The 16,785-nt window shown below is 64.9% G+C and carries 12 protein-coding genes; 5 read left to right on the top strand and 7 right to left on the bottom strand.

Going from position 1 to position 16,785, the window contains the following annotated elements:
* Positions 1-206 precede the first annotated feature (206 nt).
* Both C491_RS16380 and C491_RS16375 read right to left on the bottom strand, forming a co-directional pair.
* A complete protein-coding gene (locus tag C491_RS16380) occupies positions 207-1,643 on the bottom strand; it encodes a ribonuclease J (RefSeq protein ID WP_005558286.1) in 1,437 nt (478 codons plus the stop codon).
* Positions 1,644-1,857: 214 nt separating this feature from the next.
* Positions 1,858-3,330 (bottom strand): hypothetical protein, encoded by a 1,473-nt coding sequence (locus C491_RS16375; protein WP_005558284.1) that lies wholly within the window; start codon positions 3,328-3,330, stop codon positions 1,858-1,860.
* Between the two features lie 235 nt (positions 3,331-3,565).
* Here C491_RS16375 and C491_RS16370 point away from each other — a divergent pair, with 235 nt between their 5' ends.
* Positions 3,566-4,939: an LVIVD repeat-containing protein gene (locus C491_RS16370; protein WP_005558282.1), complete on the top strand. Its 1,374-nt coding sequence runs from the start codon at positions 3,566-3,568 to the stop codon at positions 4,937-4,939.
* Between the two features lie 176 nt (positions 4,940-5,115).
* Here the strand turns inward: C491_RS16370 and C491_RS22970 are convergent, their stop codons facing one another.
* The 5 genes from C491_RS22970 to C491_RS16350 all read right to left on the bottom strand — a co-directional run bounded on the left by C491_RS22970 (position 5,116) and on the right by C491_RS16350 (position 10,818).
* Positions 5,116-5,265: a hypothetical protein gene (locus tag C491_RS22970; protein ID WP_160167163.1), complete on the bottom strand. Its 150-nt coding sequence runs from the start codon at positions 5,263-5,265 to the stop codon at positions 5,116-5,118.
* A 111-nt stretch (positions 5,266-5,376) separates the two neighbouring features.
* Complete coding sequence (locus C491_RS16365; RefSeq protein ID WP_005558281.1) at positions 5,377-6,573, bottom strand: MFS transporter; 1,197 nt, start codon at positions 6,571-6,573, stop codon at positions 5,377-5,379.
* 55 nt (positions 6,574-6,628) lie between these two features.
* On the bottom strand, positions 6,629-7,975 hold the full coding sequence (locus tag C491_RS16360; protein ID WP_049892177.1) for a polysaccharide deacetylase family protein: 1,347 nt from the start codon (positions 7,973-7,975) through the stop codon (positions 6,629-6,631).
* A 197-nt stretch (positions 7,976-8,172) separates the two neighbouring features.
* Positions 8,173-9,405 carry an outer membrane protein assembly factor BamB family protein gene (locus tag C491_RS16355; RefSeq protein ID WP_049892175.1) on the bottom strand — a complete coding sequence of 411 codons (1,233 nt, stop codon included), beginning with the start codon at positions 9,403-9,405 and terminating at the stop codon, positions 8,173-8,175.
* A gap of 99 nt (positions 9,406-9,504) precedes the next feature.
* Positions 9,505-10,818, bottom strand: coding sequence for an RNA-guided endonuclease InsQ/TnpB family protein (locus C491_RS16350; RefSeq protein WP_005558278.1), 1,314 nt, complete (start codon positions 10,816-10,818; stop codon positions 9,505-9,507).
* Positions 10,819-11,034: 216 nt separating this feature from the next.
* On the opposite strand from C491_RS16350, the gene C491_RS16345 reads away from it, so the two are divergent.
* From C491_RS16345 to C491_RS16330, 4 genes are all read left to right on the top strand, one after another.
* Positions 11,035-12,750, top strand: coding sequence for an aldehyde ferredoxin oxidoreductase C-terminal domain-containing protein (locus C491_RS16345; RefSeq protein WP_005558277.1), 1,716 nt, complete (start codon positions 11,035-11,037; stop codon positions 12,748-12,750).
* A gap of 419 nt (positions 12,751-13,169) precedes the next feature.
* On the top strand, positions 13,170-14,432 hold the full coding sequence (locus C491_RS16340; RefSeq protein ID WP_005558276.1) for a four-carbon acid sugar kinase family protein: 1,263 nt from the start codon (positions 13,170-13,172) through the stop codon (positions 14,430-14,432).
* Entirely contained in the window at positions 14,419-15,459 is a 1,041-nt protein-coding gene (gene pdxA, locus C491_RS16335) for a 4-hydroxythreonine-4-phosphate dehydrogenase PdxA (RefSeq protein WP_005558275.1), read from the top strand. Before C491_RS16340 ends, pdxA begins: the two co-directional genes overlap by 14 nt.
* Positions 15,456-16,781 carry a hypothetical protein gene (locus C491_RS16330; protein ID WP_005558274.1) on the top strand — a complete coding sequence of 442 codons (1,326 nt, stop codon included), beginning with the start codon at positions 15,456-15,458 and terminating at the stop codon, positions 16,779-16,781. The genes pdxA and C491_RS16330 overlap by 4 nt, the downstream gene beginning before the upstream one ends.
* Positions 16,782-16,785: the final 4 nt, after the last annotated feature.

The raw sequence follows: 16,785 nt of genomic DNA, 5'->3' as shown, positions 1-16,785 counted from the left end.
CCGGGGAGATCTCCTGTGAGTCGGTAAACGACCGGTCACCACCGGTCCTTCGACGGCTTTCGAGCACGCTTCTCGAGCTGTTCGGACCGTTTGAGTAACTGAGACACGTCCTCAGCGAGCCGATCATCTGCACTCTGCTTTCCGTACACAGAGGTGCGTTCAGAACCGGTTCGACAGTTCTGTCGCTTTCGAGAACGAAACCGCGCCTACACCAACTCGATGATGTTCCCGTTACGGGTCACGTGCAGGTCGCGGCCCATTCTGTACCCCTCACTCTCGCAGAGGTCGACGTAGCCGGAGAACCCTTTCAGGTCCTGGTGGGCGGGGATGATGTGCTGGGGCTGGAGCGCGTCGAGCATCTCGTAGTGACCTTCCTGGCAGAGGTGACCCGAGACGTGGACGTCGTCGTAGACACGGGCGCCCTGCATACCCAGCAGCTTCTCGGCCTGGTAACGCTGGCCCTCGTTGGTCGGCTCCGGAATCACGCGAGCGGAGAAGACGACCTTGTCACCCTCGTCCAGCTCGTAGGGGGTCTCGCCGCGGGCCATCCGGGTGAGTAGCGCTCGAGGCTCGCCCTGGTGGCCCGTCACGACGGGCAGGAAGTTGCCTTTCCCGTCGTTCATGATCCGCTCGAGGGTCTGGTCGATGGACCGGCGGTAGCCGACCATCTCGACGTCCGACGGGAAGTCGATACCGACCTGCGTCGCGGTGCTGGAGTACTGTTCCATCGACCGGCCGAGCAAGATTGGCTGCCGGCCGATCTCCCGCGCGAACTCGATGATGGATTTGACCCGGGCGATGTGACTCGAGAACGTCGAGGCGATGATCCCCCCGTTGTAGTCCTCTACGCTGTAGAGGACGTCCCGAAGGTGTTCCCGGGCGACCTTCTCGCTGGGGGTGCGGCCCTTCTTGCTCGCGTTCGTACAGTCCTCGATGTAACACAGCACGCCGTTGCCCTCGCGACCGATCTCGCGGAACCGCTCCATGTCGATCGGGTCACCNTTGCTCGCGTTCGTACAGTCCTCGATGTAACACAGCACGCCGTTGCCCTCGCGACCGATCTCGCGGAACCGCTCCATGTCGATCGGGTCACCGATGACGGGCGTGTGGTCCATGCGCTTGTCCAGTCCGTAGACGATCGCTCCCTCGGGCGTGTGAAGCACGGGGTTGATCGCCTGGACGATCGAGTGAGTGACGTTGACGAACTCGAGTTCGCAGCCGTGATCGCCGATCGACATCGTTCCGCCGGCGTCCATCTCGACGATGTCGTTGTCGAAGCCGAACTTCTGCTCGTCCTCGACCTCCTCCCGGACCAGTTCGCAGGTAAACGGCGTCGCCACGACCGGTGCGTCGTACCGGTGGGCCAGTTTGGAGATGGCGCCGATGTGATCCAGGTGGCCGTGGCTCGGGACGATCGCCTGAACGTCGCCCTCGAGGTCGCTCATGACTCGATCGTCGGGGATCGCGCCCATGTCGATCAGATCCAGACTGTGCATCCCCTCGGTCCGGAGATTGTCGTGAATGAGGACCTTCGAGAGGTTCAGTCCCATGTCGAAGATCACGATGTCGTCGCCGGCGCGAACCGCGGTCATCTGTCGGCCGACTTCCTCGTATCCGCCAATCGTTGCAATTTCGATTTCCATTGGTAGACCCGATCATAGCAGTCCCATCGAACAGTCCCGGAGCCCGAACGGCTGCGGTCGGAGGAACGAAACGGCCGGTGACGTGAGAATTCACGTCCTTGGCGTTACACTGTTCCCGACTGTGCCAAGGACAGCGCCTCTTTCGGTTACTCGGACGATGACGTCCCAGACGTAAGTACTCCGGGGTCCCGTCGCGGAACCGGTGTCGGTCGGTTCACTCGAGCCAGTCGGCAAACGGCTCGCCGGCCGTCGCCCGTCGGATATACGTCCGTTGCATTCCCGCGACGGCGCTCTCGAACATCTCCCCGTCATCGAGCCGGCGTCGAACCTCGCGGCGTTTCCACGCGCTCGGGGCCGTCCGGGCCTCCCACCGGGCCTCGATCGGGTCGAGCAGAGCGTCGACACGCGTGGACTCGAGGCCGCGGTCGTCGAGCCCGCGCCGAGCCAGCGCGAACAGGTCCTCGTAGATCTCGGCCGGTTCGCCGGTTCGGGTTCCGTCGTGGGTGACCCACTCGAGGTCGCCCTCGAACCCGTCCTCGACGGCCGCGTAGAACGACTCGCGGGCGGCCGTCCAGGGGAGCGTCGCGACGGGGTGGTCGGTCGCGACGATACCGTGGATGAGGCCGACGACCAGCACCTGGAGGCCGATCACGTCCGCAACGGTGGGTTGGGCCGCGAGCGGTCGGTACTCGAGGCGAGGACCATCGGGTCCGAGAATTGGCCGGATCCACCGCCAGCAGGTGCCCTGCTTGTGCAACAGCTCCCAGTAGTCGTCGGCGAACCCCTCGCGGGGCTCCTCGAGAACCCACTCGCGCAGCGCGGGGACACACGGGCGGTCCGCGACGATCCGATCGATCGCGTCAGCGGGCGTCTCGAGGTCGCGGGGGAACCGGACCTTCCCCGGGTCGCGGACGTTCATCGACTCGAACACCGGAACGCGGAGCTCGACCGGCCCCTCGAGGGTGGCCTCGGGATCGTCGTACAGCTCCGGCGGCAGGAACGGTGCGTTCGCCGCCAGGGCGAGCACGGGCCCCGCCGTACGCAACGCGGCGTTGAAGGAGTCGAGAAAGCGCGGAGTCGGCACCTGGAGGTGGACCTGCATCGAGGCGGCAAGCGATTCGACGAGGATCGTCGGGAACGACCGCCGACAGCCCGGGACGTCGAGTTCGACCGGGCCGTGAGCGGTGATATCGGCGTCGAGCGCGTAGTAGCGCGGCTTGGGTGCGATGTTGGCCGGAACGCGGTTCCCGTCCGAACCCTCGGTAATCGCGCTCAGATAGGCTCGAGCGCCCTCCGACGGCGGGATCGTCCACATCCCGTCGGCGACGAACCGCAGGTCCTCGCGTTCGCACGTCCGCTCGACTGCGTCGACGCGGTCGGCGAGCTCTTCCACCTGCGCGTCAAGCCCCACCGAATCGAACCGCGAGACCGGCGTGTTCACCTCGGCGTTGTGTCGGCCGAGCTCGCGCTCGCAAACGCCGTCGAACGCCGACTCGGGCACGGCCGCGAGTCGTCCCTCGACATCGACGGCGTATCCCTCGAGCTCGAGACCGAGGCGGAATCCGCCCTCGAACGCGCCCGCCGCGAACGCCTCGCGAAGCGCGTCGGCCTGTGCGTCCACCCGGCGGGCGAACTCGGCGCGGGTGCGGTCCCGCCGCGTCGCGCGAACGAACTCCCCGGGGTCCATCCCTTGTATATGGGGTGTGTTAGCACATTAATCTACTCAGTCGACGGAGTTGGTGGGATCGGGTCTCGAGCGAACGGGAAACCGTCTCAGTTCGAAGAGGGGTCCCCTGTTTCGGAAGTTGCAAAGCTGTCATGAGTTAACTACTAGCATCGGATTACTGTTCCGGCTTCCTTCATAGGATGAAACCGGACGTCGCGATTTACCGGCCGTCGGTTCGGTTCAACGAACTGGATCGATGGTCGACACACCACGACGGACGTTCGTACGACGGCTCGGCGCTGCCGGTATCGCAACGACGGGACTCGCCCAGGGCGCGGCAGCCGAGGACTCGGAGACGAATCGGAACGGCGGTCGGACGCGCGGCCGACTCGACAAGCTCGGACAGGCGCTCCCGCCGGGAGGAAATCCGGACCACGTCACTTACACCTTCGGCCACGTCAGCCCGGACGGAACGTGGGGCGCGATCAGCAGCTTCCCGGAAGACGGGAACGTGATGAGCTCGCTGTACGACCTCTCGGAGCTCGAGAACCCGGAACTCGTCCACGAGATCGGCCCGCCGAACGACCTGACTCGCTCGAACGATATCAAGTTCGATCCCAATCGCGAGGGAATCTATATTCGGTCGCTCGAAGCCGACGACGAGGGACCGCTCGACGATCCCGTCGCCGACACCGAGGGGCTCGAGGGGATCGAGGTCGTCGACTTCGGCTGCGAGGTTGGGACGCCGACCGAACCCGAGGTCGTCGCCACCCTCGAGACGCCGTACACGGGCGTCCACAAGCTCACCGACCACCCCGAGGAGACGGTGCTGTACCTGGTCGACAAACAGCCCGACGAGCCGGGAATTCTCGCGGTCGATTTCAGCGACCACACGGATCCGACCGTGGAGGCCCACTTCGGCCCGGACGGCTACTGCCACGACATGGAGGTCGACACCGTTCGCGACGCGCTCCACGCCGCCTACATCTTCGGGGACAACGTCGGCTACGCCACGTTCGACATCTCTGACCCGTTGAACCCGACGCAGCTGGGCTTTTTCGACTATGACGACCAGCCCGACTACGAGACCGTCGGCGAGCCCGGATTCGAGCTGGCTCACCAGATTCACCCCGAACCGAATCGCGACCTCGCGATCATGGGTGACGAGGTGTTCGATACGATCCCGGGCGGGAAACACGTCTTCGACATCGGCTGGGGCGAGGGGAGCCTCGAGGACCCGAAGCCGATCGCGTTCATGGGCTCGCCGGACGCCCGCGAACAGGAGGAGGGCCAGGGCGTCTGGACGACTCACTTCCACGACGTGATCTACGACCGCGGCGAGGTCCTGTTGGTCGACGGCGGCTACACCCAGGGAATGTGGGTCGCCAACATCACCGACCCCTGCGACCCGACGCCGACCGAACGGTACGCCACGGACGACGGGATCGACAACGTCGACCCCTACTGCTGGTCGGCCTACTACAACGAGGCTCGCGGGTTCGCCTTCGCGGCCGATTCTGCCACCGGCGCCTACACGTTCGACGTCTCCGCGCTACCGGCCCGCGGCGAGGACGGGGGCGGCCCCGACGGCCACTTCGATCTCGACGCGATCCTCGATGACGCGGAGTGACCGCTCGAGGCCGGCTTTCGGCGCGATCGCTCGAGGACCGAGGCGTCGCTACGGCGCTCGAGAGCGAACGACGACGTTCGGCCGAAGATGGGACCGAAATCGCCGAAAGCGGTAGGAAAGAGCAAAGAGAGAGAGGCAATCGTTGCCATTCTCAGCCGCGAACGGCCCGCAACGTCTCAGTAGCCGAAGTAGACGTCGAGCGCGAGACCGGTCGTGACGAGGAGCGTAAACGCGATGACGAAGGCGAGCAGCGCGGTCTGACGCTGGAGAAGCGGTTCGTACGATTCTACATCAGGAGTGCCTGGAAGATAGGGCTTTGTCCTCATGTATGGATAAAGGAACTGCAGGCATAAAGTGTTATTTCGAGCTGCGTCACCACTACTCACTTGCGAAACCGTGTTTTGAGAGGTGTCAACGTGGGACGGGACGATCGGCAGTTAGTACTTGATCGAGACGAACACAATGAGGAAGATCACACCGGCGAGGGCGCCGATACCGAGGAACGCCTCGTCGAAGTAGCCGCGGTCGGCGATCGCACCGAAGACGACCGGACTCGCCGCACCGATCGCGAGGTAGACGGTTCGAAGCGCCCCCAGATTCGTTCCCTGCGTTCCGTCGGGTAGGCGCTGCGTGAGATCGGAGATCACGACCGTCTCGAACCCGAGGAGGCTGCTCGCGAACACGGTCACGAGGACGAACGCCCAGAGGGTTCCGACGAACGGAAGTACGAGGAGGGCTAGCCCGGCTGAACTGACGACCACCAGCAGCGGGACCCGGACGCCGAGACTGTCGTAGGCGCGGCCCGCGATCGGCTTCAACAGGATCCCGAGCGCGAAGAAAAAGCCGAACAGGGCGGCCGCCGTCTGCGCCGAGAACCCGCGCTCGTCGATCAGGTACGTCGGGTAAAACCCCATGAACGCCTGGATGATCACTCCCCACAGCACGAGCAACAGGGTTCCGCGAAGCACCACCGGCTGTGACAGCGTCGGGGCGATGTCCTCGAGCGAGAACTGCTCGCGCAGCGGTGCCGCCGCGGTCGACTGGTTCGGAAGCGTCCACCAGAGCCCGACCGCGGCGACGAGAAAGAGGGGTACGGCGAACCCGAACCCATACTGCCAGCCGACCGTGACGGCGAGGACCCCGGCGAGCGGTGGCATCACCGCGTTGCCGACGTCGCCGGCGGCCATCGTCGCACCCGTCGCCGTGCCGAGCTGGTCGGGATAAACTTTGTCGAGAATCGTAAACCGGGAGACGCCGTACAGGGCAGTTCCGGCGCCGAACAGGGCCGTGGCAGCGAAGAGGACGACCGCCGAATTCGCGAGGACGACGAGCGCGAGCATCGTCGCCGCGAGCACGGAGCTGGCGATCAGCAGAACGCGTTCTCCCGCCCAGTCGGCGAGGATACCGCCGGGGAGCTGTCCGAACGCGTACGCGATCCACAGCACCGTCAGGAGGAAGCCGGCGGTCGTAAGCGTGAGCCCGTACGAATCACGGATGTGAGGCAACAGCGTCGGGTAGATCATCCGAACGCTGATCGACAGGAACCAGCCGAACGCGACGGCGAGCAGAATCTTCTCGCGCCCGTCGCTCCGGAGGTCGTCGATCGCAGCCGTCACCGTCGAGCGATAGTCCACGACGGGGAACGCTCGGTTTCGGTATTGAGTCTTGCGACCTTCGTCGCGCGTTCGCTCAGTGCCCGTCCCGGCGCATCGTCCAGAGATCGTCGAAGTCGATCACTTCGACGTCGTCGCCCTTCTCGTCGATGTGCTCGAGCAGGTCCTCGTACGCCGATTCGGACATCGTGTTGTCCTGATCGAAGGCGTGGAAGTTCAGAATCGTACACTGACGGTGCTGCGCTGCGAGGTCGACACACCGCTTTGCGATCTCCAGATCGTGGCCGATCGTTCGAGGCATCACCAGCGGATCGAAGCCGGTGACGCCGGTGAGGTTGGCGTCGCCGGCCTGGTTGAACCCGCCCGCGTAGTAGTAGTTCGAGACGATATCGAGCACCCGATCGTCGAAGTCGTTGTGCGGGAAGACCAGGTAGTGACCGCCCTCGAACTCCTCCTGGACGGCCCAGTTCTTGTCCGTGCGCAGTGCGTCGTCGAGATCCTCGTCGCTGAGGTCCGAGAACTCGGTATGGGTCCCGTGGGCGACGATCTGGTCGCCGGCGTCCTGGCGCTCCTTGAGCTGGTCGACCGTCATGATTCCCTCGCGCTGGTCTCTGGTCCACTGTCGGACGGCGGCCTGGACGGCGTTGACGCCGTACTCGTCGTGCAGCGGGCTCGCCACGTCGTAGAAGTCGTCGAAGCCGTCGTCCCAACAGAGCATCACGTATCCCGCTTCGGGTTTCTCGTGGGTGCGAAGGTCGTCGACCCAGACCTCCGCGTCTCCGGTGTTGTGGACGATGATCTGAACGGTGTCGACGGCATCGCGCTCGAGCGGTGTCGAGCTCTGCTCGAAGAAGCCGGGACAGGTCCGGAACCAGCCGACGTCCGACGTCCGATACGTGACCGATCGAAGCTGGTGGCTGGCGTACCCGCCGTAGATGTCCTGGATCTGGATCTCGATCGCGACGTTGCCCGGTGTCGACGTCCGGACGGCCACCGAGAGATCGAGATCGCTCATATCCATCGTCTCGAACTCCGTTTCGACGACGGCGTTTCCGCCGTCTTCGGCCGTCAGCCTGAGACTCTGGGAGCCGTCGAAGTACGTCTCCTCGTCGGGTTCGGCCGATCCGTCAACGACGTCCCAGTCGTCGAACTCCTCGAAGTCGTCGAGCCCCTCGCCGGGCTGTCCGTACTCCTTGCGGCTATCGTACTCCGTCTCGAGTGCGAGTTCGGGAGGTTCGACGCCGTCTTCGGTGTCCGTTCCGGTACCGTTCGAATCGTCGCCGTTGCCCTCTCCGTCTCCGTCCCCGTCGTCACCGTTTGAGAGCGCGGAGTTCATCTGGTCTACGCAGCCGGCCATAGCCGCGAGCGCCGTCACACTCGAGGCAGCGAGGAACCGTCGTCGACCGTTGGGTTTCTCCGTCATCGTACTAGTAGGAATATTTTATAGTCTATTTGTTATACAGTAATTATCAGCCAAGAGCGGGACCTCTATATATCAATCGAATCCAACCCGAAAAATGGAGGCGTGAAATGTCTCGAGCACGATACTCCAAGAGTAAATTCCGGTTTGCTTGTCGTTCGCGGAGTTAGTTTCTTGTTATTTACGGTCCTGTTCCGGGCTCATCGGGTCGGTGGGAGTCGATACGTCCCCGCTCCGAACGCGATCCGACCGGTGACTACGAGCGTGTGCCGGATCGTGGCGAACCCGCTGAAACGTCTCTCGGAAGGGACGTGGCCGCACCGGTCGTCGTCTCGGACGTCGACGAGCAGGAACGCTCGAGACGCGTCCCCCGTTTCCGGCTCGAGTTCGGTGTAGACGCCGCGCTGGTCGAGGGCGCCAACGGCGTCGGCTCCCGCCTCGAGCGCGGCGATACGCTCGGGACCCTCGTAGCGCCAGCGTTCGGACCCAGCGGCGTCGTACGCGATCACGCCGCCGTCCAGATCGCCGACGTACAGCGCGTCGTCGGACCCCTGCATCGCCCGGACGAACCCGTCGTTCTCGTCCTCGCGTTCGCCGTCCACCCGGTCGCCCGCGAGGCGGTCGCGGATCGTTCCCAATGCCGGATCGAATCCGACCACCGTTCCGTCTTCCCGGGGGATCCACCCGCTCCCGGCGAACGAGACCGGTCTGCCAGTCCAGTCGACGCTTCCCTCGAGATCTTCCTCCCACACCCGATCGCCCGTCTCGGGGTCCACGCCGGTCAGCGTTCCCGCCCGCGTGGCGACGACGACCGTCCCCTCGAGCAACGCGAGCCCGTTCGAGACCGGCGCGTCGAGTTCGGTCGCCCACCGGAGTTCGCCCTCGCTCGCCGAGACGCCGACGACGGCGTTCGAGCCCTCGAGCTCGTCGTGATCCGGATCGGTGACCGAGGCGACGACGGTGTCGTCGCGGACGAGCGTCACGACGCCCATGTGTCCCTCGACGTTGCCGCCCGCGTCGAACTCCCACTCGAGCTCTCCGGTCTCGCGGTCGAACGCGAGCAGCGTGTTCGCGCCGGTCGAGGCGAACACGCGGTCGTCGGTCGGTTGGGGGCGACCGATCCCGCCTTCGAGTTCCTGCCTAGCGACCCACTTCGGCTCCCCGCTGGGCTCGAGCGCGAGCAGCCGAAACATCCGGGACCCGGAACTCATCTGTACGATCCCGGCCCCGCCACCGACGAAGATCGTCCCGTCGTCGACGACCGGTTCCGACCAGGTCTTGGACAGCGACTCCCGGAACTCCCGGTCCGGCTCGAGGAACGCCGGACAGTCCGGTGTATCGGAGCTGCGGACGTACCAGTAGCCACCCCCGGCGAGTCCCGCGGCGCTGGCGCCCAGCACGCCAAGCAGTTGTCGTCTGCTGAGCGACTCCATACCCTCAGAGATTACCACCACCATGAAAGTCTTCTGAAGGAATGGATGAGGGAAACCGTTCCACCACGGAACGCCGGCGAACGCGTGAACTACCCCACCCTACTCACTCGCGGCTACTGCCGCTCGTTCCTTGAGGGTGGGGCTTCCTGTGTCAACGACGGCACTTGCAGGAATCACGTCTCTAAACGAGCTAGAGCGTGACCCCGCAGCGGTGCCAGTCTCAGCAGGCGTTGATTCGGCCAGTTCCTGACCTAATCCCGATTCATCTTCCACCACTCCCAGTTCAAGCAATCCAAGACGCTGTACCTCCAGCGCAGCGTTCTGGTCACGGTCAGTCGTGAACCCGCACGACGGGCACGAGTGCTCTCGCACCCACAACGGTTTCCCCGACTCACAACCACACTGCACGCACCGCTTCGTCGTTCCCTCTGGTGGAACAAGTACAACGTGACAGCCGTTCTTCTCACCCAACCGTTGGAACGTTTGCAGTGTCTCATACCACGACATCGACGCGATGTTCCGACTGTTCCCGTTCTGCTGCATCATACTGCCAACGTTCAAGTCTTCGAGGAACACGGCGTCGTATCGTTTCGTATACGCATTGGCGAGCGCCTCGCGGTACGCTTTGCGCTTGTTCGACAACCGCTCGTATGCTCGCGCTAAGCGTTGGCGGGCCTTGTTCCAGTTGTTCGACTCGTGTTCTTTGCGAGAAACGGCTTGGTGGCGTTTCTCGATGCGTTCACGGTCATCTTCTTCGTCTAACGGTTTGAACGCTCGTCCGTCCGAGTCGTGAATGAACGTGGTGATGCCGAGGTCAATACCCACGGTGTCTTCAACGTCGATGTCTTCGACAGTAGGGTTCTCTGGATAGTCAGCACCGTATTCGACCATGATGCTAACCGTCCAGTCACCTGTTTTCTGCTTTTTCAGGATGACTTCCTTGATGTCGGCGTCGTCTGGGAGTGGTCGGTGAAACGTCAAATGGAACGTGCCTATCTTGGAGAGTTCGACCGTAGCGTGGTTAGTCCGACCCGTGTGACTATCCACGTCAAAGCCAGACTGGTTGTACGTGATGCTACGATAGTCTCGCGGGCTTTTCCACTTGAGTTCACCAACGTCGAATCCACGTTCCTTCAGTTTGCCGAGGATGGTCTCCGAGTGCTTGATGCGTCTCACTGCCATTTGCAGGCATTTCGAGTACACACTGCTCCATTCAGACCACTCGCGCTTCCACTGTGGCAGTTTGTTCTGCATTGCGGTGTACGATGGCTTGTCGTAGTCTGGAGCGGGTTTGTACTCTTGTGTGAGCGCGTGGTTGTATACTTCACGACAGGTTTGAATCGCGCTCCACGCACTCTTGGCAGTAGTGGTGTCCTCGGGCTCGGCAGCGTATTTGAACGCTTCCTCGACCACTACCAGCGGGTTAGTCGTGTCTAGAGTTGAACGTTTTGATTCGGCTGGGTGACGGCTGTATCCCCGCCCTACTGCGTCCTCAGAACGCGAAGCGTTCTGATGTGCGAACGAGAGCTTTGCTCTCGTTCACGCTACTCGACCTTCGGTCTGCGTTGCTCCGTGAGGACGGGGACTTAGCCTGGAAGAGTTAAGCCGCTCATTCGTGATTACTCACCTATGCTTCGTGCGAAAGGGCCACTGCTGACCATCGACGTCGGCGAGCGAACCGCGACCGAGACGAGTATCGACGACCATCTCGAGAGCTGCGTCGGCGGTCGGGCCGTCGCGACGGCGCTGGCTCACGACCGTATCCCGTTCGAGGCGGATCCGTTCGGGCCGGAGAACCGACTCTACCTCTCGACTGGTCCCCTCCAGCAGTCGCAGATGTCGTTCACCGGCCGAATGAACATGACGGGGCTGTCGCCGCTGACCGACGGGCTCGTCTCGACGAACGCCGGCGGCTACCTCTCGCGAAACTTCGTCGACACGGGGATCAGCGTCCTCGAGGTCGCCGGCGAGAGCGACGAGCTGCTGGCCGTCCACGTGACCGACGGTGTCGACGAGTCACACTCGTCGGGCGGCGAGACGGCGTCTCGCCCGCGTGTCGAGTTCGAGGCGGTGCCGGAACTCGAGGGGGCGACGGTGCGGGAAACCTCGGACTACGTCGAAGAGCACCACGGGCTCGGCCCCGAACACTGCGTCGTCGTCGGACCTGCGGGCGAGAATCAGGTGCGGTTCGCCTCGGTGATGACGTACGATCACCGCGCGTTCGGCCGCGGCGGGCTGGGCGCGGTGTTGGGCTCGAAGAACGTCAAGTGCGTTACGTTCGAGGGCGAGTCGACCCCGTCGGTCGAGATTCCGAACCCCCCGGAGATGGACGTCCACAGCGAGGCGGCCCAGTCCGAGGACCTGATGCGCCGACAGGGGACGACCGGCAACACCGAGATGATCAACGAGGCGTTCTCGCTGCCGACCCGGTACTTCGCGGAGTACGAGTTCGAACACGCCGACGCGATCGGCGGCGACGCCGTCGAGGAGAAGAAGTATAAGAAAGGCGCCTGTTCGGCCTGTGCGTACGCCTGCAAACTGCCAACCCGGGACGAGGAGAGCGGGCTCGAGACGGAGGGTCCGGAGTTCGAGACGGTCTACGCGTTCGGCTCCATGCAGGGCGTCGGCGACATCGTCGACGTGATGAAGAGCAACGACCTCTGTGACACCCTCGGGATGGATACCATCTCCGCGGGCGTCACCGTCGCGGCCTACCTGGCGAGCGAGGACGAGTTCGGCAACGTGGAGCTCGCCCACGACGTGACCGAACGGATCGCCTACCGGGAGGGGATCGGCGACCTGCTCGCCGAGGGCGTCGAGCGCTGCCACGACGAGCTGGGCGTCGACAGCTACGCCGTCAAAGGCCTCGAGCTGGCCGCACACGACGGCCGCGTGCTCAACGGCCAGGGCCTCTCCTACGCCGTCGCGAACCGCGGCGGCGATCACATGTACGAGTCCCGCGTGATGTCCGCGGAGTACGGCGGTCGCATCGATCCCGAGGGAACCCTCGGCAAGGCCGAGGCCCTCGTCGAAGGGGAGAACGAAGCCGCGTTCCGGGATACGGGGATCGTCTGTGCGTTCGGCAGCGGCTACGTCACCGACGAGCGTCTCGAGGCGCTGTTCGACGCCGACCACGAGGACCTCCTCGAGATCGGCGCGCGAACGGTCGAACTCGAGCGCCACTTCAACAACCAGCGCGGCTTCGACAGAGAGGACGACCGACTGCCGTACGAGCTTCCCGACCTCGAGGCGGCCATCTCGGAGTACTACGAGGCCCGCGGGTGGAACGACGACGGAACGGTTCCGTCCTCGGCGCTCGATTCGGTGGCGACAGCCGACGATTAACGATCGGATCCCGATCCCTCCGCCAAGATAGCAGAACACGTATGTTATCTGTGGTTATAGTCTTGTGTAGAGTTCGAATGTCGCCGTGGATTCGACAGCGAAGCGATCGATCGGCCGCTCACAGGAGACCCGGCTTCTGTGATGCTCTAACCTCCCAGAACTCGGATACTGTCCTCGGAGGACTCGAGCGGAGATCGGTCCCTCCCTTCGACGAGATGACGTTGCAGCCAGCCGATTTCAGACGGTGAACGGCCGATCGAACGCGAACCTCTCCGACTCCACTATCATGCTGTATATTCCCCTAACTGTGAACAACCACTCTGAAAAGAAATACAAACCGATGATTCAGCTACCGAACCACTGAGCGTCCGTCGGTCGAGAGGTGAACCGTTTTGTACGCAGGGTCGAGAGACGTGGCCATGAGCAGCGTACTCGTCCTCGCCGACGACTTCACGGGCGCGATGGACACCGGCCACGGGTTCGCCGCCCGGGGCTGTGCCGTTCGGGTCGTCGTCACGGATCCGAACGCCGACGACACCGATCGACCGTCCTCGAGTGATGCGGACGTCCTCGCGGTCGACCTCGACAGCCGCGACCTCGAGCCCGAAACTGCGGCTGCAGCCGTTTCGTCGTTCCTCGAGCGCGGCCCCGTTCCCGAGGTGGTCTACAAGAAGGTCGACTCCACGCTGCGTGGAAACGTTGTCAGGGAGGTCGACGCCGCCCTCGAGGCGACCGGAGCGGAGCTGGCGATCGTCGCGCCCGCCTTCCCCGGAACCGGCCGCGTGACGGCGAACGGGCGCCACCTCGTCGACGGACGACCGCTCGAGGACGCCGGCTACGGCACCGACTCTGACCTTCCAGCGCTGTTCGAGAGTTCCGAGTACGACGTCGCGATCCTCTCCCTGGAGACGATCCTCGAGGGACCGGATGCCGTCGCGTCGGCCCTCGCCGACCGAGAACGCGACAGCCCGGCGATCGTCGTCTGCGACGCGGTCCACGACCGCCACCTCGAGGCGATCGCGGCGGGCGCCCGACGCTGCGATCGCGAGGTCCTCTACGTCGGCAGCGGCGGACTGGCGAGTGCAGTTGCGGTACCGGACTCGTCGCGGTCGCCACCAGAGGCGAACCCCGAGGGTGAGGGCGCACTCGGGATCGTCGGCAGCGTCAACGACCGCACGCTCGAGCAACTCGCCGCCGTTTCCGACAGGACGATCATCGAACTCGACCCCGCCGCGGCTGTCGCGAATCCCCGCGAAACGGGCCGAAACGCCGCAGCGGACCTCGAGTCGATCCGTCGGGAATATGGACGAGCGGTCCTCACGGGGGCGACCTCGCGGACCAACGTAGACCGCGCGAGTGAGGCCGCAGCCGAGCACGGCATCGACGCGGGCCCGAGGGTTGCGCGGGCGCTGGGGGTCGCGGCCGCGGAGGCCACTAGAAGTGTTCCGCCCAAGGGACTGCTGCTGACGGGCGGGGCGATCGCCCGGGCCGCTCTCGAGGAGCTTTCCGCCAGTGCGATCGATCTCACCGGCGAGGCGGTCGTCGACGGCATTCCGGAGGGCGTGATCGGAGACGGTCCAGCGGCGGGAACCCCGATCGTGACGAAAGCAGGCGGGTTCGGTGACCGGAGGAGTATCGTTAACTGTCTGAACTTCCTTGATCGAGTCGATGAGCGAGAGTGAGCGACCAGTCGTCGCTGTAACGATGGGCGACCCCGCCGGCATCGGAAGCGAGATCATCGCTGCCGCTTACCCGGCACTGTGCGAGCGCGCGAACCCGATCGTCGTCGGCGACGCGAGCGTAGTCCGTGCCGGCGTCGACGTCTCGGGCGCCGACCTCGAGATCGAGGCCGTCGACACGGTCGCCGACGCGACGTTCGCCGAGGACGCGATTCCAGTGCTGGATCTCGACGCCGTCGACGACCTCGAGTACGGCGTCGTCCGCGAGGACTATGGCGAGGCCAGCCTCGGGTATATCGAACGCGCGATCGAACTCGCCGTTGAGGGCGAGGTCGACGCGATCGCGACCGCGCCGATCAACAAACAGTCGACCCGGCTGGCCGGCAGCGAGTACGCCGGCCACACCGGGATGCTCGCGGACTACACCGACACCGAGAACTACTCGATGATGCTCGTCGAGGACGACCTCGTCGTCACCCACGTCAGCACGCACGTCCCGCTGCGGGAGGCCTGCGACCTGGTGACGACGGAGAACGTTCTCGAGACGATCCGGGTCACCGACGAGGGGCTGCGCGACCTCGGCATCGAGGAGCCGACGATCGCCGTCGCCGGGCTCAACCCCCACGCCAGCGACGGGGGCCTGCTGGGCAAGGAAGACGACGCGGAGATCCGCCCCGCCGTCGAACGCGCCACGGAAGAGGGAATCGACGTCCACGGTCCCGAGTCGCCCGACACCGTCTACGTCCAGGCCGCCCGCGGGGACTACGACTGCGTCGTCTCGATGTACCACGATCAGGGCCACATCCCCATCAAGACGCTGGGCTTCTCGAGCGACGACGCCGTCTCCGGGGTCAACGTCACGATCGGACTGCCGATCGTGCGCACGAGCGTCGACCACGGCACCGCCTTCGACATCGCGGGCGAGGGGATCGCCAGCGAGGCGAGCCTGATCGACGCGGTCGAGGTCGCCGCGGAGATGGCCGAGCGACGACGCGAACGGGGCAAAGTACCACCGAGGGGTGAGGGATGAACCTCGAGTTCCCCGACGCCGACGTCCTGCGGGCGACCAACGACCACACCGTCGCGGATCTCCCGAAGTTTGCCGTCGCCCGCCGCAAGCGGGAGCTCGAGGCCGTCGACGACGTCGAGGCCGCCGCCAGGGCCGCGGTGAACGAGATCGACGCGTTCGACTCGCTTCCGGCGGGTGCGGAGGTCGCCGTCACGGCCGGCAGCCGCGGGATCCACGATATGCCCGCGACGCTTGCCGCCACCGTCGACGAGCTACAGGATCGGGACCTCGAGCCGTTTATCATCCCCGCGATGGGGAGCCACGGCGGTGCAACCGCCGAGGGCCAACGCGAGACCCTCGAGGCACTGGGCGTCACGCCCGAGCGAATGGGCTGTGAGATCCGCTCGTCGATGGCCGTCGAGGCCGTCGGCGAGGACGCGCTGGGACGACCGGTGTACGCCGCCGAGGACGCCCTCGCAGCCGACGCCGTCCTGCTGGCCAACCGCGTGAAGGTCCACACCGACTTCAACGGGGCCGTCGAGAGCGGCCTCTCGAAGATCGCGGTTATCGGCCTCGGCAAACACCGCGGGGCCGAGTCGCTGCACAACGCGGCGATCGCGACCGAGTTCGCCGACGTGATCCAGGATCGGGCGGGAATCTTGCTCGAGGAGACGCCGATCGTCGGCGGCATCGCCCTGCTCGAGAACGCCGCCGACCGCGCGGCCCACATCGAGGGCGTGCCCGCCGCCGAGATTCCCGAGCGCGAGCCCGAGTTGCTCGAGAAGGCGCGGGGGTACTTCCCACAGCTTCCCGTCGACGACCTCGACCTGCTCGTCGTTGACGAGGCCGGGAAGGAGAAGTCGGGAACCGGGATGGACACGAACGTTCTCGGGCGGTACTCCTTCCACGGCGAGGACGAACCCGAGTCGCCGTCGATTACCCGGGTGTACGTTCGCTCGCTGACCGACCCCTCCCACGGCAACGCCCTGGGCGTCGGGCTCGCGGACTTCGTTCACCGAGAGTACGTCGCGGCCATCGACTTCGAGGACACGTACGTCAACATCGTCACGAGCGGCGAGACGGACCGGGCGAAGATCCCCTTCGTCGTTCCCGACGACGCGACCGCGTTCGTCGTCGCCTGTTCGACGACCGGAATCGCTGCTCCGGAAAAGCTTCGGGCCGCCAGAATCCCGAGCACGATGGAGCCCGACTCGCTGGTCGTCTCCGAACCCGTCGCCCGCGAGCTCGCCGCCCGCGAGGACGTCGAGGTCGGCCCGCTCGAGCCCCTGTCGTTCGAGGACGGACGGCTGCCGTCGGACCCGTACGGACTCGAGGAGAACTGACCGA

It is taken from the genome of Natronococcus amylolyticus DSM 10524 (genome assembly GCF_000337675.1).
Lineage (GTDB): Archaea > Halobacteriota > Halobacteria > Halobacteriales > Natrialbaceae > Natronococcus > Natronococcus amylolyticus.
The sequence above is the reverse complement of the archived record's forward strand: the minus strand, read 5'-3'. Positions and strand labels throughout refer to the sequence as shown.

Excerpts from the sequence above, each read along its gene's own strand:
- C491_RS16355 (WP_049892175.1), bottom strand. The coding sequence starts at position 9,405 with ATGGAGTCGCTCAGCAGACGACAACTGCTTGGCGTGCTGGGCGCCAGC.
- C491_RS16360 (WP_049892177.1), bottom strand. The coding sequence starts at position 7,975 with ATGACGGAGAAACCCAACGGTCGACGACGGTTCCTCGCTGCCTCGAGT.
- C491_RS16330 (WP_005558274.1), top strand. The coding sequence starts at position 15,456 with ATGAACCTCGAGTTCCCCGACGCCGACGTCCTGCGGGCGACCAACGAC.
- C491_RS16375 (WP_005558284.1), bottom strand. The coding sequence starts at position 3,330 with ATGGACCCCGGGGAGTTCGTTCGCGCGACGCGGCGGGACCGCACCCGC.
- C491_RS16370 (WP_005558282.1), top strand. The coding sequence starts at position 3,566 with ATGGTCGACACACCACGACGGACGTTCGTACGACGGCTCGGCGCTGCC.
- C491_RS16340 (WP_005558276.1), top strand. The coding sequence starts at position 13,170 with ATGAGCAGCGTACTCGTCCTCGCCGACGACTTCACGGGCGCGATGGAC.
- pdxA (WP_005558275.1), top strand. The coding sequence starts at position 14,419 with ATGAGCGAGAGTGAGCGACCAGTCGTCGCTGTAACGATGGGCGACCCC.
- C491_RS22970 (WP_160167163.1), bottom strand. The coding sequence starts at position 5,265 with ATGAGGACAAAGCCCTATCTTCCAGGCACTCCTGATGTAGAATCGTAC.
- C491_RS16345 (WP_005558277.1), top strand. The coding sequence starts at position 11,035 with ATGCTTCGTGCGAAAGGGCCACTGCTGACCATCGACGTCGGCGAGCGA.